We start from the raw sequence: 21,261 nt of genomic DNA, 5'->3' as shown, positions 1-21,261 counted from the left end.
CCGCGAAATCGCATTTTTCTGCGATCGGCGGACATTATGTTTCGGCATATTCGCTATGAGCGCTCCTTATGGGCGGGCGCGCCTCCGCCAAGCAGCGCCAGCCGCGCCTCGTGGCTGGCCCGGTCGATCGCGTAACGGCGCAGCCCGAGCGCGGCGAGCACTCCGATCAACACCATCAGCCCGGCGTAAATCCATCCCATCTGGGTCGCCGTGTCGGCGGGCAGGTCCTCGGGCCGCATCCGCTCGCCCAGCCCTGCAAAGGCGACGAGCTGACCGACGAGGAAGATGCCGAGCGCCTGCCCGAATTTCTGCGTCATCAGATAGCCCGCGAAAAACACGCCCTCGATTCGCGTGCCATGATCGACCTCGTGCGCCTCGACGATTTCGGCGACCATCGACGCGGCGGATATGTTCGCCACGATCTGCCCGAAGAGCGACAGCGTCATGAAGCCGAGCAGCAGAAAGACCGACGTCGTCCCGCCGAGTTCGGGCCAGAAGCCGAGGTTGCGCGCGGCATAGGGCACGAAGGCGAGCGCGCCGCTGAACAGCGCGGCGGCGATCGCTGTGTCGCGTTTGCCGAAGCGGCGATGCGCGCGCCCGACCGCGGCGAAGGCGCCGAACACCGCGATCGCGAGCCCCAGCGGATACCAGGCGAACTGCGCGTCGCCGAGCTGCCAGACGTAGAGCATCATATAGTTGATCGAGGCGATCGTGGTAGCATAGCCGGTAACGATGAACAGCGCCCCGCTGACCAGCGCGACGAAGGCGGGGTTGCGAAAGGCGAGCGCGATATCGGCGAGCATCGAATTGCCGTGTCCTGTCGCGGCGGGCGGCGGCAGCGATACGATGCGCCGGTGTTGCCCCAGCGCCGACCCCAGCGTCGTCACCAGGATCATCGCCGCGCCGAACAGCCCGAATTCGGTATAGCCCGCGGCTTCGAGCAGCCCGCTCTGTCCCGGCTCGTCGGAGGTCAAAAAATAGCCATAAGCGAGCGCTGTCGCGGTGAGCCCGCCCAGCCAGCCGAACAGGAAGCGGAAGCGCATCAGCGTCGTGCGCTCGTCATAGTCGCGCGTCAGTTCGGCGACGAGCGACACCGACGGGATTTCGCACGCCGAGACGAGGATACGCACGGCGACGACATTGACGATCAGCCCCAGCGTCGAATGCTGCGCGATGTCGGGGGAGACCCACAGCAAGGCCCAGGCGATCGCCATCGGTACCGCCGCGCCATAGAGCCAGGGCAGCCGCCGCCCGAACCGCGTGCGTGTCGCGTCGGACAGGCGCCCGATCAGCGGGTCGACCAGCGCGTCGATCACCATCGCGCCGATCAACACCAGCGACACGGTGCGCGGATCGAAGCCGAGCACCTGATTGTAATAGAGCATGAAGAAGGTGGTGAGCCCCGCCTCCTTGATCCCCAGCGTCACGCTGCCCAGCCCGTGCGCCAGCTTGATCCGCATCGGGAGCGGGGCGGGAAGGGCGGGCGCGGTCATTGCAGGCCGGTCGCCTCGGTCGCCGACAAGGCGGCGATCCGTGCCTCATGGTCGGCGCGGTTGATCGGAAAGCGCGAGAAGATCCAGGTCGAGCAGGCGGCGGCGATCACCACGATCACGCCATAGCTGACCACCAGCCGCTCGATCACCTCGGGCGCGACCTGCCCCGGGATCGCCTTCGACGGCAGCCCCGACAGGCTGATCAGCAGTCCGGTCAATCCGATTCCCACCGCGGTCGCGCATTTCTGGACGAACATCCAGCCCGCCGCGAACACGCCCTCGGTGCGGCGCCCGGTCTCGACCTGCGAGGCTTCGACCACATCGGCGAGCATCGACTGGCCGGAGATCATCAGCATCACCGCATTGATGTTCGAGAGGAGGATGAAGCCCATCAGCAGGTTGCTGGAAAAACTCGATCCGATCGCGGGCCAGTTGCCCGACAGCAGCAGTACGAAGGGGACGACCCAGAAAATCGTGCTGATAATCCCGCACACCACCGCGGTCCTTTTCTTGCCGAAACGATGGTGCAGCGGTTGCACGAGCAGGAAGGAACCGATCACGCTCACCATCAGCAGCCACGGCAGCGCCGCGAACGCGCCGTCCGAAAAGCGCCAGACATAGAGGTAGAGGAAGTTCGAGATGGTGAAAGTCATCTGCGTGCTCGAAATCGCGATCAGCGAGGCGCCGAGCAGGATCAGCGCGGCGGGGTGGCGCAGCGATTCCCAGATTTCGGCGAACAGCCGTTTCGGCGATCCGGGCTCGGGCTTGGTCGCGGGCAGATGCGCGACGCGGCGATGCTGGCCGATCGCCGAGATCAGCACCGTCGCCGCCATCAGGATCGCGCCGCACAGGCCATAGAGCCAGTATCCGGCGGGATTCAGCTGGCCGAATTCGTGCGTCGCGTCGGGGCGCAGGAAGACCGTGTTGGCGAGGAAGAAGACGAGCAGCCCGCCGCCCCACGCGAAGAGGAAGCGGAAGCGGACGAGCGCGGTGCGTTCGTCATAATCGCTCGTCAGTTCGGCGACGAGCGACTGCGACGGCACCTCGCAGCACGAAACGAGCGTACGCACCAGCACCGCCACGACGACCAGATAGGCGAAGATATGCGTATGGTCGTCGGGCGGTGACCAGAGCAGCATCCATGCGAAAGCGAGCGGGATCGGCGCGAGATAAAGCCAGGGATGGCGCCGACCCCAGCGCGTGTAAGTGCGGTCGGAGAAATAGCCGATCAGCGGATCGACGAAGGCGTCGGCGAGCAGCGCGAACATCAGCGCGAGCGATACGAGGCTGGCATCCAGCCCGACCACCTGGCTGTAGAAAATCAGCAGGAAGGTCGAAAAGCCGTTGTCCTTGACGCCATAGGCGACGCTGCCAAGGCCGTGGAACAGCTTGAGCCGGACCGGCAGGCGCGTCGATACCGGGGTGTCGGCGGTCACCCGGCGGCTCCGGCTTTCGCCGCTTCCTCCATCGCGAGCAGGGCATCGAACATGCCCGGCGTTTCCTTGTCCCATGCGTGACGCTGGCCGATCGTCAGCCCGCCGTCGACGAGCATATGCGTCCCGGTCATGAAGCTCGACTCCTCGCTCGCGAGATAGGCGACCGCGTTTGCGATATCCTCGGGCTGGCCGCCGCGCGCGACCGGTTGCGCCTGCGCGCTCATCTGCGCGATCACGGCGTTCGCCTGCGTCTTGAGCTCGCCCGGCACGTCGAGCGAAGCGGTGAAGATATTGGTGTTGATGAAGCCGGGGCAGATCGCGTTCACGCGGATGCCATATTGCGCCAGATCGGTGGCCGCGACCTTGCTCAAATGCAGCACGCCGGCCTTGGCGACCGCATAGGCTGTCGGCGAATAGCCCGCGCCGAGCGCCGCGACGCTTGCGGTGTTGACGATGCTGGCGCCCTTGCGATGCTTCATGTGCGGCGCGGCATAACGGATGCCCATCGCGACCGATTTGAGGACGAGGTCCATCGTCCGGTCCCAGCCTTCGGGCGTGATCTCGTCGATCGGCGCGCGGTCGCCGCCCGCGGCGGCGTTGTTGAATACGATGTCGATCCCGCCAGCTTTCTCGGCGGCGGTATTCATCAGCGCTTCGATATCGGCGGGGACGGTGACGTCGCAGCGGACGAAGTCGATCTTGCCGTTCGACTGTTCGGCCAGCGCGCGGCCGCCCGCTTCGTCGATGTCGGCGGCGAAAACATGCGCGCCTTCGCCCGCGAGTTTCAGCACCGCGGCCTTGCCGATGCCCGATGCCGCGCCGGTGACCACGGCGATCTTGCCTGCGAATCGCATATCCTCTGCTCCCGTTTTATTTTGCCACGCAACTTAGGCGCGAAGCCCGTCGCGTCAACGGCGAGCAATCTTCCGTTACGGCGCCGTAGCGTCGGTTTTTGGCCCAAGTTGACGCTTGCGTAAAGTAGCTCTCCGGTCCTAGATTTGCGGTCAGAAGAGGAGCCTTGAAGATGAGCGATCTAGACGCCTTCCGCGCCGAAGTGCGCGCGTGGCTGGAAGAAAATTGTCCGCCTGAAATGCGCGAACCCGTCCGCGGTGACGAGGACGTCTGCTGGGGCGGCCGCAACTGGAAATTCCAGAGCGAGGCGCAGAAGCTGTGGCTCGAACGCTGTGTAGCCAAAGGCTATACCGTTCCCGACTGGCCGAAGCCCTATGGCGGCGCCGGTCTCTCGGCGGCCGAGACCAAGATCCTCAAGCAGGAAATGGCGCGCATCGGCGCCCGCTCGCCGCTCAACAGCTTCGGCATCTGGATGCTCGGCCCGGCGCTGCTGCAGTTCGGCACCGAAGAACAGAAGGTCCATTATCTGAACCCGATCGCGCGCGGGGAAATCCGTTGGTGCCAGGGCTATTCGGAACCCGGCTCGGGCAGCGACCTCGTGTCCTTGCAGACCTATGGCGAGGACAAGGGCGATCACTGGGTCGTCAACGGCCAAAAGATCTGGACCAGCTATGCCGACAAGGCCGACTGGATCTTCTGCCTCGTCCGCACCGACAAGACGAACAAATATCAGGGCATCACGTTCATGCTCTTCGACATGACGACCCCCGGTGTCACGACGAAGCCGATCAAGCTCATCTCGGGCAACAGCCCGTTTTGCGAGACCTTCTTCGACGATGTCGTCGTGCCCAAGACGCAGTATGTCGGCGAGATCAATCGCGGCTGGGACGTCGCCAAATATCTCCTCGGGCACGAGCGCGAGATGATTTCGGGCGGCGATTCGGCGGGTGAGCTCGTCAGTCTTGGCGGCGCGCTTGCCGGGGTGCTCGGCCGCAACGCGGCGGGCCAGCTCGACGATCCGATCCTGCGCGCCCAGCTTGCCGCATTCGACGTCGACGCCTTTGCCTATCGGGCGATGGGCGAGCGTTTCATCGATATGTGGAAAACCGGCCGCGCGCATCCCGCGAGCTCGAACATGATGAAATATGTCGGCACCGAACTCAACAAGGCACGGCACGAGCTGGTGATGGCGTGCGGTGGCAGCGAAGCGCTCGAATGGGACAGCCCCGAAACCAAGGGCGGCGCCCGCCCGCGCGGGTGGCTTCGCACCAAGGCCAATTCGATCGAAGGCGGGACGAGCGAAATCCTGCTCAATGTCGTCGCCAAGCGCATTCTCGACCTGCCGGGAGCGTAATCCTTCTCCCCTCCCGCTTGCGGGAGGGGTCGGGGGAGGGCCTGTCGATTTCAGGGGCGGTGTCTTAACAAGCCCTCCCCTAACCCCTCCCGCAAGGGGGTGGGGAACTGGAGAAACAAAATGCCGCTTTATCATAATGAAGACCAGCTGATGCTGAAGGACAGCGTCGGCCCGTTCATCGCCGAACAGGCGCCGGTCGCGCATCTTCGCCAGCTTCGCGACAGCGACGACGCCACCGGCTTCTCGCGCGACCTCTGGGCGCAGTTCGTCGAAATGGGTCTGCCCGGGATGCTCGTTCCCGAGGCGCATGGCGGGCTCGGCATGGGGCATATCGAGGCGGGCATCGTGCTCGAGGAAATCGGCCGCAACCTGACCCCGTCGCCTTTCCTGTCGACCAGCGTCGGCGCGGTCGCCGCGCTTGCGAAGGCGGGCGGCACGCAGGCCGTGCGCTGGCTTCCCGCGATTGCGGCGGGCGAGGCGATCGTCGCGCTCGCGATCGACGAGGGATCGAAGCATCGCCCCGAGCGCATCGCGACGACCGCGACGCGCGCGGGCAACGGCTTCCGTCTCGACGGCAAGAAAAGCTTCGTGCTCCACGGCCATGTCGCCGACATGAGCATCGTCGCGGCGAAGACCGACGGCGGGATCACATTGTTCGCGGTGCCTAGGCAAGCGAAGGGCGTGACCGCCGATCCGCGCCGCCTCGTCGATTCCTCGCTTGCGAGCCATGTCACGCTCGACGGCGTCGAGGTCGACGCCGACGCGGTGATCGGCGAAGTCGATGCCGGCGAAGAGGTGCTGAACGCGCTGCTCGCCGCTGCGCGCACCGGCGCGGCCGCCGAAATGGTCGGCGTCGGCCAGGGCGCGATGGACATGACGGTCGGTTACCTCAAGGAACGCAAGCAGTTCGGGCGTCTGATCGGCGAATTCCAGGCGCTCCAGCACCGCGCCGCGCATCTTTATGGCGAGATGGAAGTCGCGCGCGCGGCGGTGATGAAGGCGCAGGAACTGCTCGACCAGGGCAATGACGGCGCGAAGCTGATGGTCTCGGTCGCCAAGGCGAAGGCCGGCCGCGCCGCGAACCTCGCGGTGCGCGAAGGCGTGCAGATGCACGGCGGCATCGGCATGACCGACGAATATGACATCGGCCTCTATATGAAGCGCGACCGTGCGCTCGCCGAATTTATGGGCGACGTCCATTATCACACCGAACAGGTCGCACGGATGAGCGGCTACTGATCGACGGGAGAAGCCAGATGAATCTTCAGGACATGTTCGGCCTCGACGGCCGCATCGCGCTCGTCACCGGCGGCTCGCGCGGGATCGGCAAGATGATCGTCGAGGGCTATCTCGCGGCGGGCTGCGCGCGCGTCTATATCTCGGCGCGCAAGAGTGCGCAGATCGAGGAAGCCGTCGCCGATTTCGAGACGCGCTATCCGGGCAAGGTGATCGGGCTTCCCGTCGACCTCTCGACCGTCGAGGGCTGCCGCGCGCTCGCCAAGGAACTCGAAGCGCGCGAGGAGCGCCTCGACATCCTCGTCAACAATGCGGGCGCAGCGTGGGGCGAACCCTTCGAGGGCTTTCCCGAGGCGGGCTGGGACAAGGTGATGGACATCAACGTCAAATCGCCCTTTTTCCTGACGCAGGCGCTGCACGGGCTGCTCAAGGCGGGCGGATCGCACGAGCGCCCCGCGAAGGTCATCAACATCGGCTCGATCGACGGGCTGCGGCTCAATCCGTGGGAAACCTACAGCTATCACGCGTCGAAGGCGGCGATCCTCTATCTCACCAAGCGCCTCGCGGCGCGGCTGGTGACCGACAATATCATCGTCACCGCGATCGCCCCCGGCGCCTTCCAGTCGGACATGAACAAGGCGGCGCGCGACCATGGCGACGCGGTCGCGAAGGGCATCCCGGTCAAGCGTATCGGTGTGCCCGAGGATATGGCTGGCGCCGCGATCTTCCTCGCGTCGAAGGCGGGCGACTATGTCGTCGGCGATACGATCGCGGTCGACGGCGGGCTGGTCCACGGCGATCTGAAGACCAGCATCGACGCCTGATCCTCAAGCATCGTCACCCTCGAACGAGACACGTGACTCGTTCGACCTGATCCGGGGCCCAAAACGACCGCTGTTGCATGGATTCCGGATCAGGTCCGGGATGACGAGAGTGGAGGCGTTGACTCGGCAAACCCAAGGTGTATTATGTAACTAATGCACCAAGGAGATGTGCCATGCGTTTTGCCTTTCTGATCCCCCCGATGATGCTCCTCGCCGCCTGCGGGCAGGGCGAGGAGAAGAAGGATAAGACCGAAGTCTCGATCAACGCCGGCGACGAGCATGGCGGGGTTCAGATCACGGCCGGCAAGGACGGCAACGGCCGGATCAAGATCGGTGGCGACGGCGTCGGGATCGACATGAAGATCCCCGATTTCGTCGACCTCGACGTCGAGGGCGATTTCGATATCGACGGCGTGAAACTCTATCCGGGCAGCAATGTCACGACGGTCAATGTCGATGCGCGCGACAATGGCAGCGGCGGCGACAAGGCGACCGTCGAACTCGGCTTCACCTCTCCCGCCCCGCCCGCCAAGGCGGCCGACTGGATGGCGGGCGAGTTCGCCAAGAAGAATATCCAGGTCCAGCGCGCCGGCGACACCTTGCGCGGAACGACCAAGGACGGCGATGATTTCAAGATCGACTTCGGCCCCGACGGCGCGAATGCCAAGGGCAAGGTGACGATTAGCAAGAGCTGACCGGACGTGCTCCCCGGCGAAAGCCGGGGCCCAGTAGCAATGTTCGGACATGGGCCCCGGCTTTCGCCGGGGTTCACAGCATTATCCGCTGTTCCTGAGCGCGGTCGCGATCGCGTTGATGGTGAGCTGGATGCCCTCGGCGATGCGTGGATCGGTTTCACCCGCGCGGTGGCGCTTCATCAGCTCGATCTGGAGCAGGTTGAGCGGCTCGATATAGGGCAGCCGCAGCCGGATCGACGCCTCTAGCGCGGGATTCTTCTCAAGCAACCGCGACTGGGCGGTGATGGCGAGCAGCCCGTCATGCGCGCGATTCCAGCCGTCGCGGATGCGGGTGAAGATCGCCGCATGCCCGTCGACCCCGCTCGCCAGTTCGGCGTAGCGTGCCGCGATCCCCATGTCGGATTTCGCGAGCACCATCTCCATATTGCCGAGCAGCGCGGCGAAGAAGGGCCAGCTCTCGGCCATGTCGGCGAGCAGGGCCTTGTCGCCGAACTCCGAAAAGGCCTCACCCGTTCCGTACCAGCCGGGCAGCATCGTGCGCGCCTGCGCCCAGCTGAACACCCACGGGATCGCGCGCAGATCCTCGATAGCGGTCGATTTGGTCCGGCTCGACGGCCGCGACCCGATCTTCAGCCCCGCAATCTCGGCGATGGGAGTCATCGCGCGGAAGAAATCCTTGAACGCCGGCGTCTCGTAAACGAGCCCGCGATATGCCCGGAAGGCGCTGTTCGACAGCGCATCCATCGCGGCGGTGAAGCGCCCGCAATCGTCGCCTGCCAGCCCCTCGGGCTCCAAACTCGCGAGCAGGCTCGCCGAGACCATCGCCTCGAGGTTCGTCGCTGCGCTGTCGGCGGTGCCATATTTCGCCGCGATCACCTCGCCCTGCTCGGTGATGCGGATGCGCCCCTGCACCGTGCCCGCAGGCTGCGCGCGGATCGCGGCAAAGGCGCTGCCGCCGCCGCGCCCGACCGCGCCGCCGCGGCCGTGGAACAGCTGCATCGACGTGTCGGCCGCGTCGAACACCGGGGTCAGCGCGGCGGACGCCTGATGCAGCCCCCAGGTCGAGGTGAGGTAACCGCCGTCCTTGTTCGAATCCGAATAGCCGATCATCACTTCCTGATGCCCGCGCGCGGCGATGTGCGGCGCGATTTCGGGCAGCGCGAAATAGCGCGCCATGATCGCGGGCGCGTCGTCGAGGTCGGCGATCGTCTCGAACAGCGGCACGACCATCAGCGTGTCGTTGCCCTCGGCCGACCACAGCCCGGCCTCGCGCGCGAGGACATGGACCTCCAGAAGGTCGGACAGGCTCTCGGCCTTGCTGATGATCCACTGCAATATCGCCTGGTGGCCGAGCCGCGCGCGGACCGAAGCGGCGGCGTGGACGATCGCAAGCTCGCCCGCGGTCTCCTCGCTCCACTCGTGCCACGCGGCGGCAAGCGGCCGGTTCACGCCCAGTTCGCGGCGGAGCAGCGCGACGCGCGCCTCCTCGCCCAGCGCCAGATAATCGCCCTCGACCCCCGACACCTTGAGCAACTCCGCCAGCACGCGCTCGTGGACCGCGCTGTTCTGCCGCATGTCGAGCGTCGCGAGGTGGAAGCCGAAGACTTCGACCGCGCGGATCAGCCGCCCGAGCGCGCCGATCCCGACGAGCTGGCCCTCGCCGCTCGCCGACAGCCCGTTCGCGATGACCAGCAGATCGCGGCGGAAATCGGCCGGGGTGGCATAGGGCGCGCCCTTCAGCGCCGACGCGCGCGGCGGCGCCTTGCCGACAATGCTGGCGTAAGTCGCGCAGACGCGCGCATAGATCCCCGACAGCGCGCGGCGATAGGGCTCGTCGCGTCGGCTCGGCGCATTGTCGCCGCTTGCTTCGGCCAGCGCCTCGACCGCTTGCGGCACCGGCGCGAGCCCCGACGACACCGACAGCTCGGCGCCGAGGGCGTGAACGGCGTCTGCGTAGTGGCCGAGCACCGCCGCGGCGTTGCGGCTCGTCGCCATGTTCAGCGTCTCGGCGGTGACGAAGGGATTGCCGTCGCGGTCGCCGCCGATCCAGCTTCCGACGCGAAGGAAGCTCGCGGGGCGTTGCCCCAGATCCTTCTCCCAGCGCGCATAGAGCTTGGGCAGCACCGGCACGAAGACGTCGCGAAGGTAGGTCAGCGCGTTGTCGATCTCGTCGGCGACGAACAGCTTTTCCATGCGCAGCGGCCGCGTCTGCCACAAGAGCACGATCTGCCGCCTTATCGCTTCCTCGACGATGTCGCCTTCGGGCGTCTCGTCGAGCCCCGCGTCGCGCAGCCGCATCAGCTCGGCGATGCGGTTCTTGTGATCGAGCACCGATTTGCGCCGCACCTCGGTCGGATGCGCGGTGAGCACCGGCGCGACGAGCGCGGCGTTCAGCAGCGCCGCGACCGCATCGCTGTCGATCCCGTCGGCGCGCAGCTTTTCGAGCGCGGCGGCAACCGTCGCCTCGGGTTCGGCCGCGACGCCCTGCCGGTCCTCGGCCAGGTTCGCGAGCATCGAGAACAGCATGAAACCGCGCACGAAGGCGACCGTGTCGTCGAGGCTCAGCGCGTGGAGCCCCGGATCGATCGCCTCGGCCCCGGCAATCCCGCGGTGCCGGTCGACGCTCGACGAGCGGATATATTCGGTCTGCCGGAACAGCTTCTCGCCGCCATAGGCGCGGATGACGTCGCCGAGAATCCGCCCGAGATAGCGGATGTCGGGATTTTGCGAGATCTGGATCGGCGGTTCCATGGGCGGCTTTGCTGCACCTGCGAAGACGCAGCGTCAAGCCGCGCATAGCTATGCTGGCGAAAGATCAGTGCGTCTTGACGAGCATTAGCGTTCCCAGATCGATCGCCGGCCGGCTTTCGAATGTAACGGAGTTGCGCGTGTCGGTGATGAACATCAGCTTGCCGTCGGCATCGGTGATCCGCGCCGACACGGCATAGCTGTGCCGCGGATCGATATCGGCGCGGTCGACGGTTAGGGTGAAGGCGAAGGGCACCTGCTTGCCTTCGCTCGCAAAGCTCTGCGTCGCCATATTGGTGGCGGGCGCGTCGGCACGGCTGACATCGTCGAGCCGCACCTCGATTTGTGCGGTCGGTGGCAGCGCGATGCGCTCGCGATAGGCGATGCTGCCCGTGACGGCGACGGTACGCTCGGCGGGCACCCCGGTCGAGGCGCAGGCGGCGAGCGAAAGGGCGAGGGCGATGGCGGAAGCGAAACGGAGCATGATCTACTCTCCTACCTCGTCATTCCCGCGAAGGCGGGAATCCAGCTTCTTTTTTACCAGTTCTTTTTGCGCGTTTGCGCCTTTGCGCGAAACAAAAAAGAAGGGCCTCACGCGAAGGCGCAAAGACAGGAAGAAGAAAGCTGGATCCCCGCCTTCGCGGGGATGACGAGAAGGGTATGTCACCCCTCCAGTTCGACGTCCCAGTAAAGCCAGTCGATCCAGCTTTCATGCAGATAATTCGGCGGGAAGCAGCGGCCATTGTCCTGCAGCTGCCAGCTCGTCGGGCGCCACGGCTGCTGGTGGAGCGGCATGTGCGCCTGTTGCGGCGTCCGGCCGCCCTTCTTGAGGTTGCACGGCGCGCAGGCGGTCGCGACATTCTCCCAGCTCGTCCGTCCGCCGAGGCGGCGCGGGACGACATGATCGAACGTCAGATCTTTCCCCGACCCGCAATATTGGCACGCGAAGCGGTCGCGCAGGAACAGGTTGAAGCGCGTGAAGGCGGGATATTGCGACGGCTTCACATACTGCCTGAGTGCGATCACGCTCGGGATCGGCATCGTCCGCGTCGGCGAATGGATTTCGCGTTCGTAATTCTCGACGATCGTCACCCGGTCGAGGAAAACCGCCTTGACCGCGGTCTGCCATGGCCACAGGCTCAGCGGATAGTAACTCAGCGGCGTATAGTCTGCATTGAGGACGAGAGCCGGACAGGAATCGGGATGCCGGGCAAGATCGGGATGGAACATGGCTTGGTAACGCTGCCCCCATTTCTTCGCGGGATGGCGCGCCACTGCCTTCCCTGCGTGACACCGTCATTACATGACGTATCAGATTCTGACGTCAAGGGGCTTATGCCCGCAAGATATGGAATGATTCGCTTTGGCACGGCACAGCATATGGATTCGCTCGGGCTGCCATGCTGACGCGCTTCGCGCCGAGTCCGACGGGCGAGCTTCATCTGGGCCATGCCTATAGCGCGGTGCTCGCGCACGGCGCGGCGCGCGCCGCAAACGGGCGCTTCCGGCTCCGGATCGACGATATCGATGGCAGCCGCTCGCGCGAGGACTATGTCGCGGCCTCGCTCGCCGACCTTGCCTGGCTCGGGCTCGACCCGGACGGTGATCCGGTGCGCCAGTCGGCGCATCTCGGGCGCTATGCGGCCGCGCTCGACGAGCTGCGTTCGCGCGGGCTCGTCTATCCCTGCTTCTGTACCCGCGCCGATATCGCCGCGAGCCTCGCCGCGCCGCACGGCCCATCCGGTTCGATCTACCCCGGCACCTGCCGCCATCTGTCCGGGACCGAACGCTACCGTCGCCTCGCGGCAGAGCCGCACGCGTGGCGCCTCGATATGGCGCGCGCCGCCGCGCTCGGGGGTGACCTTCGCTGGGAAGAGCAGGGGCGGGGGATGCGCGTCGCCGATCCCTTGGCGCATGGCGATATCGTCCTCGCGCGCAAGGACGCGCCCGCCAGCTATCATCTCGCCTCGACCCTCGACGATGCCGCGATGGGCGTCACGCACGTCATTCGCGGCGCCGACCTCATCGCCTCGACCGATGTCCACCGGCTGCTGCAGGCACTGCTCGGCCTGCCGACCCCGGTCTATCGCCACCACGGCCTCGTCTGCGGCCCCGACGGCAAGAGGCTCGCGAAACGCGACGCCGCCGCCGCGCTCGCTTCGCTTCGCGATAGCGGCGTCGACGGCCCCGCGCTCGCCGCCGATTTGCTCGCGCAGCGGCTTCCCGCTGGCTATTCGCTGCAAATTCCCTAAAGTGGGGTCATGCAGATCATCCTCGTCCTCGCGGTCATCGCGGCCGCCGGTCTCGTCCTCTTCTCGCTCGCGCGCGGGCTCATCTATTTCGCGCAAGGCCACCGCGCCGAGGCCGAGGGCAATCTTCGCGAAAACCAGATCATGCAGAACAAGATGATGATGGCCCGGGTTAAGTGGCAGGCGATCACGATCATCCTGCTGATCATCATCGGCGTGACCGCCGCCGGAAGCTAAGCCGCGGCCCCATGGTCAAGCTCAACAAGATCTACACGCGCACCGGCGACAACGGCACCACCGGCCTCGTCGACGGCTCGCGGATTGCCAAATCGGCGCCGCTGATGGCGGCGATCGGCGACGTCGACGAAGCGAACAGCGCGGTCGGGTTCGCGGCAGTCGCGCTCGATCCGGCGAGCGAAGAGGCGGCGATGCTGTCGCGCATCCAGAACGAGCTGTTCGACCTCGGCGCCGACCTGGCGACCCCGCCCGACATCCAGTTCGGTTTCGGCCCGCACGACATGGCGCTGCGCATCGTGCCGAGCCAGATCGCGCGGCTGGAAGACGAGATCGACCGCATGAACGATGCGCTCGATGCGCTGCGGAGTTTCATCCTGCCCGGCGGCACCGATGCGGCGGCGCGGCTGCATCTGGCGCGCGCGGTGACGCGCCGCGCCGAACGCGCTGCGGTAGCGGCGAATGCCGAGCGCGATCTCAACCCGCTCGCGCTCAACTACCTCAACCGCCTGTCGGACCATCTGTTCGTGATGACGCGGCACATCAACGCCGCTGCCGGGGGCGATGTGCTCTGGAAACCCGGCGCCACGCGCTGAGCATCCTCCCTGCGGCGAAGCCGTGGGAGGGGGACCGCTTGCGAAGCGCGTGGCGGAGGGGCTGCGCCATAGCCCCTCCGTCAGCGGTTGCGCGGCTGCCACCTCCCCATCGCTGCGCCACGGGGAGAGCCATGTTCCCCTATTGTTCTAGACAATCCTTCGCGCCGTAACCATAATCGGTTCTGCAGCGAAACCGAATCGCACCTCGGGGGATTGTCTGAGTCATGGCCAGCCGCACCGACGCTTCGAACCGTACCGATCCGCTGGACGAACTGGCCCGCCGCTTCGCCGCGACCCGGTGTCTGTCGCGCGATCTTGTCGCCACCCTGTCCGACGCCGACGCGAGCGCGCAGTCGATGCCCGACGCTTCGCCCGCCAAATGGCATCTCGCGCACACGACATGGTTTTTCGAGACGTTCGTGCTGCGCGACCATCTGCCCGGCTATCGCCTCTTCGACACCCGCTACGCCTATCTCTTCAACAGCTATTACGAGGCCGAGGGGCCGCGCCATGCGCGCCCGCACCGCGGGCTGCTGACCCGCCCCTCGCTCGACGAAGTCTGCATATGGCGCGCGCATGTCGACGCCGAGGTGCAGACCGCGCTCCCCGATCTGCCGCCCGCCGCGCTGGCGCTGGTCGAGCTTGGCATCCACCACGAACAGCAGCATCAGGAATTGCTGCTCACCGACCTCAAGCATCTCTTCGCGCAGAACCCGCTCGGCCCCGCAGTGTGGGAACAGGGTGCAATCGCGAGTGAAGTTGCGCAGATTTGCGCCGATTCCGGGCAGGGCGCTCTGCAGTGGGTCAAGGGCGCCGAAGGGGTGATCCCGGTCGGTGACGTCGGCGGCGGCTTCGCCTTCGACTGCGAAGGCCCGCGCCACGATGCGCTTCTCGCGCAGCATGCGCTCGCCAGCCGTCCGGTGAGCAACCGCGAATGGCAGGAATTCATCGCCGACGGCGGCTATCACGCATCCGCGCTCTGGCTCAGCGACGGCTGGGCATGGGTGCAGGCCGAGGATATTCAGGGGCCGGCCTATTGGCGCGAAGGCCGGCATTTCACCTTGTCGGGATGGCGCGAGATCGACCCCGCCGCGCCGGTGACGCACATCAGCTTCTTCGAGGCCGACGCCTTCGCGACCTGGGCCGGGGCGCGCCTTCCAACCGAATTCGAATGGGAAGCCGCGGCGGTCGCACTAGACCCGCTTGGCGGACAGCAGCTCGATACGGCCGGGCCGGTCCAGCCGCGGGCTGCCAGCGACGACACGGATCTGCAACAGATGTTCGGCAGCGTGTGGGAATGGACCGGCAGCGCCTATCGCCCCTATCCCGGTTTCCGTGCCGCGCCCGGCGCGGTCGGCGAATATAATGGCAAGTTCATGAGCGGGCAGTTCGTGCTGCGCGGCGGTAGCTGCGCCACGCCGCGCGGCCATATGCGCGCGTCCTATCGCAATTTCTTCTACCCCCACCAGCGCTGGCAATTCACCGGCCTCCGTCTCGCAAAGGATCTCTGACATGGGCGTTGTCCGCCAACTCCGACAGGTCGATGCCGATGCAACGGGCGTCGACATCGCGTTTCGCGCCGACGTCCACGCGGGCTTGTCGCAGCGGCAAAAAGCGATCCCCGCGCGGTGGTTCTACGATGCGACGGGATCGGCGCTGTTCGAGGATATCACCGCGCTCCCCGAATATTATCCGACGCGCAGCGAAACCGATCTCTTGACCCGCCACGCGGCCGAAATGGCGGCGGCGATCGGCGCCGGCCGCGCGGTCGTCGAATTGGGCTCGGGCAGCTCGACGAAGACGCCGCTGCTGCTGCAGGCAATCGACCCCGCCGCCTATGTCCCCGTCGATATTTCGGGAGATTTCCTCCGCGACAGCGCCGAGGCGCTCGCGGACCGCTTTCCGGCGCTTGCCATCTATCCGGTCGAGGCCGATTTCACCCAGCGCGTCGACCTGCCGCGCGAAATCTGCCCGCTGCCCAAGCTCGGCTTCTTTCCGGGCTCGACGATCGGCAACATGGTCGCGCGCACGGCGATCGACCTCCTTCGCAACTGGCGCGTTGCACTCGGCGACGGCTCGCTGATGCTGATCGGGGTCGACCGGATCAAGGATATCGCGGTTCTCGAACGTGCCTATGACGACCCGGCGGGGGTCACCGCGGCGTTCAATCTCAACCTCCTCGAACGCATCAATCGCGAACTCGGCGGGACGATCCCGGTCGAGAATTTCAGCCATCGCGCGATCTGGAACGATGTCCATGCGCGCATCGAAATGCATCTCGTTGCGGCGTGCGAGATGGACTTCACCGTCGACGGCCGCAGCTATGCGATGGCGAAGGGCGAGACGATCCACAGCGAGAACAGCCACAAGTACGGCCCGCGCGACGCGAACCTGCTCCTCCGCGCCGGCGGCTGGACCCCGGTCGCGACCTGGGACGACGCCGACCCCGCCTTCGCGCTGATCCTCGCCGAAGCGACCGAGTTCCGCTCGGCTCCGTGATGCTCCGCTCTTGACGCCTATGCTCGAAGCCGTAGGGGCACGGGCAGGATTTCAGCGAAAGGGCAGGCAATGATCGTAGGCGTCATCGGGGCAGGGCAGATGGGCGCGGGCATCGCGCAGGTTTCGGCGGGCGCGGGCCATGATGTGCTCCTTTCCGACATCGACATCGCGCGCGCCGAGGCCGGCAAGGCAGGAATCGCGAAATCGCTCGGGCGCCTCGTTGCCAAGGAAAAGATGACGCAAGCCGACGCCGACGCCTTGCTCGGCCGCATCACCCCCGTCGCCGATCATGCCGCCTTCGCACCTGCCGACCTCATCGTCGAAGCCGCGACCGAGCGCGAGGAGATCAAGCGCGCGATCTTCGCCAGCGTCGGCCAGCATCTTTCGGCGACCGCGATCCTCGCCAGCAACACCAGCTCGATCCCGATCACCCGCCTTGCGCAGGCCGCGCCCGATCCCGCGCGCTTCATCGGCGTCCATTTCTTCAACCCTGTGCCCGTCATGGGCCTGATCGAACTGATCCGCGGCCTCGCAACGAGCGACGACACGCTGACGAAGGTCGAGGCCTATGGCCGCGGGCTCGGCAAGGAAATCGTCCATGCCAACGACGCGCCGGGCTTTATCGTCAACCGTGTCCTGATGCCGCTGATCAACGAGGCGATCTTTGCGCTCGGCGAGGGGGTCGCGACGATGCAGGATATCGACGCCGGTTGCCGCCTCGGTCTCAACCATCCGATGGGTCCGATCACGCTCGCCGACTTTATCGGGCTCGATACCTGCCTCGAGATCATCCGCGTGCTGCAGAGCGGCACCGGCGATCCGAAATTCCGCCCCGCGCCGCTGCTCGTCCAATATGTCGAGGCGGGCTGGGTCGGCAAGAAGGCGGGGCGCGGCTTCTACGACTGGACGGGAGCCGAACCGGTTCCGACGCGTTAGCTTGGCAGGCTGCACGGGAGCAGCGAAGGAGGCGTCAGATGCACAAAGGGACTTTCGCAGTTTTATCGACCGCCGCGCTGGCCGTTTCGGCGACCGCATACGCCCAGCAGGGCGCGCCCGAAGATTCCACCATCAAGGACACCGCCAACCAGGTGACCGAACCGTTCGACGGCAAGGAAGCGCCCCCGAAACTGCTGGCGATCCAGGGCGACCCCTATTCGCTGGCCGGGCTGGGCAAATGTTCGGCGATCATTCGCGAGGTGACCGAACTCAACGAGGTGCTCGGCCCCGACGTCAACGAAATGGTCGACAAGGACCGCGAAAAAAAGCGCGAAGAAACCGCGGGGCGCGTCGCGGGCAGTCTGGCCGGATCGGTCATTCCCTTCCGCGGGCTGATCGGTGAAGTCACCGGGGCCAACGCCGAACGGCGGCGCTATGCCGCGGCGGTCTATGCCGGAACGGTACGGCGTGGTTTTCTGAAAGGGGTCGGCCTGCAACGCGGTTGCAAAGCGCCCGCGCGGCCCTGATACATGCCCCGACATAGGGAGCAGCGAGCGAGGGGATTTGGATGGACGTCGCCGATATCCGGGCCTTCACCGTCGATGTGCCGCAGGCGGCGCTCGACGATCTGCGCGATCGGCTGGCGCGGACGCGCTGGCCCGATAAGGAGACCGTCGACGATTGGGACCAGGGCGTTCCGCTCGCCTATGCGCAGGAACTCGCGGCCTATTGGCAGGACCGTTACGACTGGCGAGAGGTAGAGGCGCGGCTCAATAGCTATCCCAACTTCCTCGCGCAGATCGATGGCCTCGACATCCATTTCCTCCACATCCGCTCGCCGAATCCCGCGGCGCGGCCGCTCGTCCTGACGCACGGCTGGCCGGGCTCGGTGCTCGAATTCCTCGATGTCATCGAACCGCTGTCGGCCGACTATCATCTCGTGATCCCGTCGCTCCCCGGCTACGGCTTTTCGGGCAAGCCGGCGGAGGCCAAATGGAGCGTCGAGCATATTGCGGCGGCATGGGACGCATTGATGGTCGCGCTCGGCTACGACCGCTATTTTGCGCAGGGGGGCGACTGGGGCAGCGCCGTGACCTGCGCGATCGGCGGCAATCACGCGAACCATTGCGCGGGCATCCACGTCAACATGATCGTCGGCCAGCCCGACCCGGCGACGATGTCCGACCTCACCGACGACGAGAAGGCCTATCTCGCCCGCTTCGGCTGGTATCGCGCCAAGGATAACGGCTATTCGACCCAGCAGGCGACGCGGCCCCAGACCGTGGGTTACGCCCTTGCCGATTCTCCGGTGGGACAGATGTGCTGGATCGTCGAGAAATTCCACGGGTGGACCGATTGCGGTCATGAACCGGGCGGACAGTCGATCGGCGGCCATCCCGAAAAGGCGCTGTCGAAGGATACGATGCTCGACACCGTCAGCCTCTACTGGCTGACCAATAGCGCGGCCTCGTCGGCGCGGCTCTATTGGCACAGCTTCGCCACCTTCGGCTTCGGGGAAATCCATGTGCCCACCGGATGCAGTCTCTTCCCGAACGAGATCATGCGCCTGTCGCGCCGCTGGGCCGAGGGGCGATACAAGAATATCGTCTACTGGAACGACCTGCCCCGCGGCGGCCATTTCGCCGCGTGGGAGCAGCCCGACCTGTTCGTCGGCGAAGTGCGCGCGGCCCTCGCCGAAATGACCCTATAGCGGCGTATAGACGACGCGGCAGCTTTCGGCTGCGGAGCGTGCGGCCGTGTTCCACATGACGTCATTGCCGTTGCGGGCGAGGCGGGCGCCAGACTTGTTCTCGTAGATCTGACCCGCGTTGGCGGGCGTCGCCTTCAGGACCATCGTCCGCATCCCGTTGACGCGAACGATCGCACCGTTGCTGACATAGTCGACCTTGAGCTTCGTACCGCCGCTGCACTCATAGCTGGTCCCCGTATTGCGCGGGACCGACGAGCAGCCGGCAAGCGCAATCGCTGCGGCGAGGATTGCCACCGTCTTTTTCATGATGTCTCTCCCCTTAATAGCCCGAGCGTACGCACAGCACGTCGGCGAGATAGATCCGCCCCGCGACCGTCTCCATATGTTCGCGCGCCGACCCGTTCCAGCCGATCGAGCGGCACCAGGTGTCGGCGGTCTGCGCCGCGCAATTGGCCGTCGCCGACCCTCGTGTGCAGGCGAGAACACGGTAATTGCCTTGCGAAGGCTGGGTGTGAAATTCGGCGAAATTGCCGCGCGCGACCTGGTCGTTGGCGGGCGGGTTGGGGTTCCAGCCGCCCCCGCCCGAACCGACGGGCCGGATCGACTGGACGGTGATGCCGCGCAGGATATTGCCCATCATCGGGGTGTCGCGGTCGACGGTGCGGCACTGGCCGCGGAAGCGTGTCCTTTCGCACAATTCCCAGCGGCCGCTCGCGACCCGGATCGAATTGACCGGCCAGGCGAGGCCGAGATTGGACTTTTCCTCGCCGATGAAGATCGCTGGCCCCTTATAGGCCGCGTCGCGATAGATGGTCGCTTCGGGCGGACGCAGCATCTTGTCTTCGGGCGGCTGGGCGCTCGAAGTTGCGAAAAGTCCCGCCCCCGAAACCGCGACCACGGCGGCAACGATCGACAAACGATATGCGCTTTTCATGACAGCCTCCCATTTCAGCGAAATGCGACCCGGGATTCGTTATATTCTGAAAGCTTAAGCCAAGCTCGAGCGGCTTGCAAATTCTCCCTGTCGTCAGGGATGGACGGGCGCCGGTGCTGTCGTTGGGGCGGGCGCGGCGGGCGCCGCGACGGTCTTGGCGGGAGGGGGTGCGGCCGGCGGCGCGATGCCGAGCATCAGCCCGGCAAGCGCCGCCGACATCAGGTTCGACAGGCTGCCCGCGAGCAGGGCTTTCAGACCGAGTTTCGCGATCATCGGGCGCTGGTTGGGTGCGAGGCCGCCGGTCACCGCCATCTGGATCGCAATCGAGCTGAAATTGGCGAAGCCGCATAGCGCAAAGGTCGCGATCGCGATCGACGCGGGCGACATGGCGCCCTGCACCTTGCCAAGGTCGATGAAAGCGACGAATTCGTTGAGGACGATCTTGGTGCCGAACAGTCCGCCGACAGCGGCGCTTTCGTCCCACGGTACGCCCATCAACCACATCACGGGGCGGAAGATCGTTCCGATCACCGCCTGGAACGACAGATCGGGGTAGCCGAGCCAACTGCCGATCCCGGCGAGCAGGCCGTTGGCGAGCGCGACGAGCGCGACGAAGGCGAGCACCATCGCGCCGACCGCGACCGCGAGCTTCACGCCGGTCTGCGCGCCTTGGGCCGCCGCCATGATGATGTTCGCGGGCTTTTCCTCGTCATGGCTCGCCTCGGGCATGATCACCGGTTCGATGCCGAGATCCTTTGGGTCGTCGGGCATCATGATCTTCGCCATCAGGATCCCCCCCGGCGCCGACATGAAGCTCGCGGCGAGCAGATAGGGCAGCAATTGCTCCCCGATCATGCTGGCATAAGCGCCGAGGATCGTCCCCGCGACGCCCGCCATGCCGACCGTCATCACGGTGAAGAGCTGCGACGGCGTCAGCGCGGCGAGATAGGGGCGGATGACGAGCGGACTTTCGCTCTGCCCGACGAAAATATTCGCCGCCGCGCCCAGGCTTTCGACCTTGGTGATACCGGTGATCTTCTGGATCGCGCCGCCGACCCATTTGATCACCAGTTGCATGATGCCGAGATAATAGAGGATCGAGATCATCGAGGCGAAGAAGATGATGACGGGGAGCGCGGCGATCGCGAAGCTGTGCCCGCCCATTTCGGGGCTTGCGAGCGGGCCGAAGATGAAGTCGGTGCCTGCCTTTGCATAGCCAAGCAGGTTCGACACGCCGGCCGACATGCCGCCGATGATCGATCGGCCCCACGGGGTGCCGAGCACCAACAGCGCGAAACCGGCCTGCAGCAGGAAGGCGGGAATGACGACGCGCGGGCGGATCCAGCGCCGGTTCGATGAAAAGAGCACGGCAATCGCAAGCAATGCGACGATGCCGAGCAACCCGATGAGCCGTTCCATAATTCCTGTGCGTCCCCCGCAAGATTGTTACCCGTGTCTAACGGG

General features: G+C 65.8%; 21 protein-coding genes. 12 read left to right on the top strand and 9 right to left on the bottom strand.

The features are described from left to right. Nucleotides 1-53: 53 nt before the first annotated feature. Genes ATE64_RS18060 through ATE64_RS18050 form a run of 3 tightly spaced genes read right to left on the bottom strand, consistent with a single transcriptional unit; the run spans nucleotide 54 to nucleotide 3,783 of the window. Nucleotides 54-1,493: an MFS transporter gene (locus ATE64_RS18060; protein ID WP_058456348.1), complete on the bottom strand. Its 1,440-nt coding sequence runs from the start codon at nucleotides 1,491-1,493 to the stop codon at nucleotides 54-56. Next, complete coding sequence (locus tag ATE64_RS18055) at nucleotides 1,490-2,929, bottom strand: MFS transporter (protein ID WP_058456347.1); 1,440 nt, start codon at nucleotides 2,927-2,929, stop codon at nucleotides 1,490-1,492. Before ATE64_RS18055 ends, ATE64_RS18060 begins: the two co-directional genes overlap by 4 nt. After that, on the bottom strand, nucleotides 2,926-3,783 hold the full coding sequence (locus ATE64_RS18050; RefSeq protein WP_058456346.1) for an SDR family oxidoreductase: 858 nt from the start codon (nucleotides 3,781-3,783) through the stop codon (nucleotides 2,926-2,928). Before ATE64_RS18050 ends, ATE64_RS18055 begins: the two co-directional genes overlap by 4 nt. A 170-nt stretch (nucleotides 3,784-3,953) precedes the next feature. Between ATE64_RS18050 and ATE64_RS18045 the strand changes: the two genes are divergently transcribed. The 4 genes from ATE64_RS18045 (at nucleotide 3,954) to ATE64_RS18030 (ending at nucleotide 7,890) form a co-directional block, all read left to right on the top strand. Next, complete coding sequence (locus ATE64_RS18045) at nucleotides 3,954-5,135, top strand: acyl-CoA dehydrogenase family protein (protein ID WP_058456345.1); 1,182 nt, start codon at nucleotides 3,954-3,956, stop codon at nucleotides 5,133-5,135. Between the two features lie 120 nt (nucleotides 5,136-5,255). After that, a complete protein-coding gene (locus ATE64_RS18040; RefSeq protein ID WP_058456344.1) occupies nucleotides 5,256-6,374 on the top strand; it encodes an acyl-CoA dehydrogenase family protein in 1,119 nt (372 codons plus the stop codon). A 17-nt stretch (nucleotides 6,375-6,391) separates the two neighbouring features. Continuing rightward, entirely contained in the window at nucleotides 6,392-7,195 is an 804-nt protein-coding gene (locus tag ATE64_RS18035) for an SDR family oxidoreductase (RefSeq protein WP_058456343.1), read from the top strand. Nucleotides 7,196-7,368: 173 nt separating this feature from the next. Beyond that, nucleotides 7,369-7,890 carry a hypothetical protein gene (locus tag ATE64_RS18030; RefSeq protein WP_058456342.1) on the top strand — a complete coding sequence of 174 codons (522 nt, stop codon included), beginning with the start codon at nucleotides 7,369-7,371 and terminating at the stop codon, nucleotides 7,888-7,890. A gap of 81 nt (nucleotides 7,891-7,971) precedes the next feature. On the opposite strand, the gene ppc is transcribed toward ATE64_RS18030, so the two are convergent. From ppc to ATE64_RS18015, 3 genes are all read right to left on the bottom strand, one after another. Continuing rightward, nucleotides 7,972-10,641 carry a phosphoenolpyruvate carboxylase gene (ppc, locus tag ATE64_RS18025; RefSeq protein WP_058456341.1) on the bottom strand — a complete coding sequence of 890 codons (2,670 nt, stop codon included), beginning with the start codon at nucleotides 10,639-10,641 and terminating at the stop codon, nucleotides 7,972-7,974. A 64-nt stretch (nucleotides 10,642-10,705) separates the two neighbouring features. Continuing rightward, the gene (locus ATE64_RS18020) at nucleotides 10,706-11,122 is read right to left on the bottom strand and encodes a YbaY family lipoprotein (protein ID WP_058456340.1); all 417 of its coding nucleotides are present in this window, start codon (nucleotides 11,120-11,122) and stop codon (nucleotides 10,706-10,708) included. A 179-nt stretch (nucleotides 11,123-11,301) separates the two neighbouring features. Then, nucleotides 11,302-11,868 carry an HNH endonuclease gene (locus ATE64_RS18015; protein WP_058456388.1) on the bottom strand — a complete coding sequence of 189 codons (567 nt, stop codon included), beginning with the start codon at nucleotides 11,866-11,868 and terminating at the stop codon, nucleotides 11,302-11,304. Between the two features lie 170 nt (nucleotides 11,869-12,038). On the opposite strand from ATE64_RS18015, the gene gluQRS reads away from it, so the two are divergent. From gluQRS to ATE64_RS17975, 8 genes are all read left to right on the top strand, one after another. Continuing rightward, nucleotides 12,039-12,890 (top strand): tRNA glutamyl-Q(34) synthetase GluQRS, encoded by an 852-nt coding sequence (gluQRS, locus tag ATE64_RS18010; protein ID WP_058456339.1) that lies wholly within the window; start codon nucleotides 12,039-12,041, stop codon nucleotides 12,888-12,890. A 9-nt stretch (nucleotides 12,891-12,899) separates the two neighbouring features. Further along, the gene (locus tag ATE64_RS18005; protein ID WP_058456338.1) at nucleotides 12,900-13,124 is read left to right on the top strand and encodes an HIG1 domain-containing protein; all 225 of its coding nucleotides are present in this window, start codon (nucleotides 12,900-12,902) and stop codon (nucleotides 13,122-13,124) included. Between the two features lie 11 nt (nucleotides 13,125-13,135). Next, entirely contained in the window at nucleotides 13,136-13,717 is a 582-nt protein-coding gene (locus ATE64_RS18000; RefSeq protein ID WP_058456337.1) for a cob(I)yrinic acid a,c-diamide adenosyltransferase, read from the top strand. A 224-nt stretch (nucleotides 13,718-13,941) separates the two neighbouring features. After that, nucleotides 13,942-15,228 (top strand): ergothioneine biosynthesis protein EgtB, encoded by a 1,287-nt coding sequence (gene egtB / locus ATE64_RS17995; protein ID WP_058456336.1) that lies wholly within the window; start codon nucleotides 13,942-13,944, stop codon nucleotides 15,226-15,228. Nucleotide 15,229: 1 nt separating this feature from the next. Further along, a complete protein-coding gene (gene egtD / locus ATE64_RS17990) occupies nucleotides 15,230-16,216 on the top strand; it encodes an L-histidine N(alpha)-methyltransferase (RefSeq protein WP_058456335.1) in 987 nt (328 codons plus the stop codon). 69 nt (nucleotides 16,217-16,285) lie between these two features. Beyond that, a complete protein-coding gene (locus ATE64_RS17985; protein WP_058456334.1) occupies nucleotides 16,286-17,152 on the top strand; it encodes a 3-hydroxyacyl-CoA dehydrogenase NAD-binding domain-containing protein in 867 nt (288 codons plus the stop codon). Between the two features lie 38 nt (nucleotides 17,153-17,190). Continuing rightward, a complete protein-coding gene (locus ATE64_RS17980) occupies nucleotides 17,191-17,679 on the top strand; it encodes a hypothetical protein (RefSeq protein ID WP_058456333.1) in 489 nt (162 codons plus the stop codon). Between the two features lie 41 nt (nucleotides 17,680-17,720). Then, a complete protein-coding gene (locus ATE64_RS17975; RefSeq protein ID WP_197410170.1) occupies nucleotides 17,721-18,863 on the top strand; it encodes an epoxide hydrolase family protein in 1,143 nt (380 codons plus the stop codon). Here ATE64_RS17975 and ATE64_RS17970 read toward each other — a convergent pair. From ATE64_RS17970 to ATE64_RS17960, 3 genes are all read right to left on the bottom strand, one after another. Next, a complete protein-coding gene (locus ATE64_RS17970; protein WP_058456332.1) occupies nucleotides 18,858-19,169 on the bottom strand; it encodes an MliC family protein in 312 nt (103 codons plus the stop codon). The genes ATE64_RS17975 and ATE64_RS17970 overlap by 6 nt on opposite strands. A gap of 13 nt (nucleotides 19,170-19,182) precedes the next feature. After that, nucleotides 19,183-19,797, bottom strand: a complete 615-nt coding sequence (locus ATE64_RS17965; RefSeq protein ID WP_058456331.1) for a beta/gamma crystallin-related protein — start codon at nucleotides 19,795-19,797, stop codon at nucleotides 19,183-19,185. Between the two features lie 93 nt (nucleotides 19,798-19,890). Continuing rightward, complete coding sequence (locus ATE64_RS17960; protein ID WP_058456330.1) at nucleotides 19,891-21,216, bottom strand: NupC/NupG family nucleoside CNT transporter; 1,326 nt, start codon at nucleotides 21,214-21,216, stop codon at nucleotides 19,891-19,893. Nucleotides 21,217-21,261 lie beyond the last annotated feature (45 nt).

Source organism: Sphingopyxis sp. H073 (genome assembly GCF_001468395.1).
Taxonomy (GTDB): Bacteria; Pseudomonadota; Alphaproteobacteria; order Sphingomonadales; family Sphingomonadaceae; genus Sphingopyxis.
This window is presented reverse-complemented; position numbering and strand designations above follow the sequence as displayed.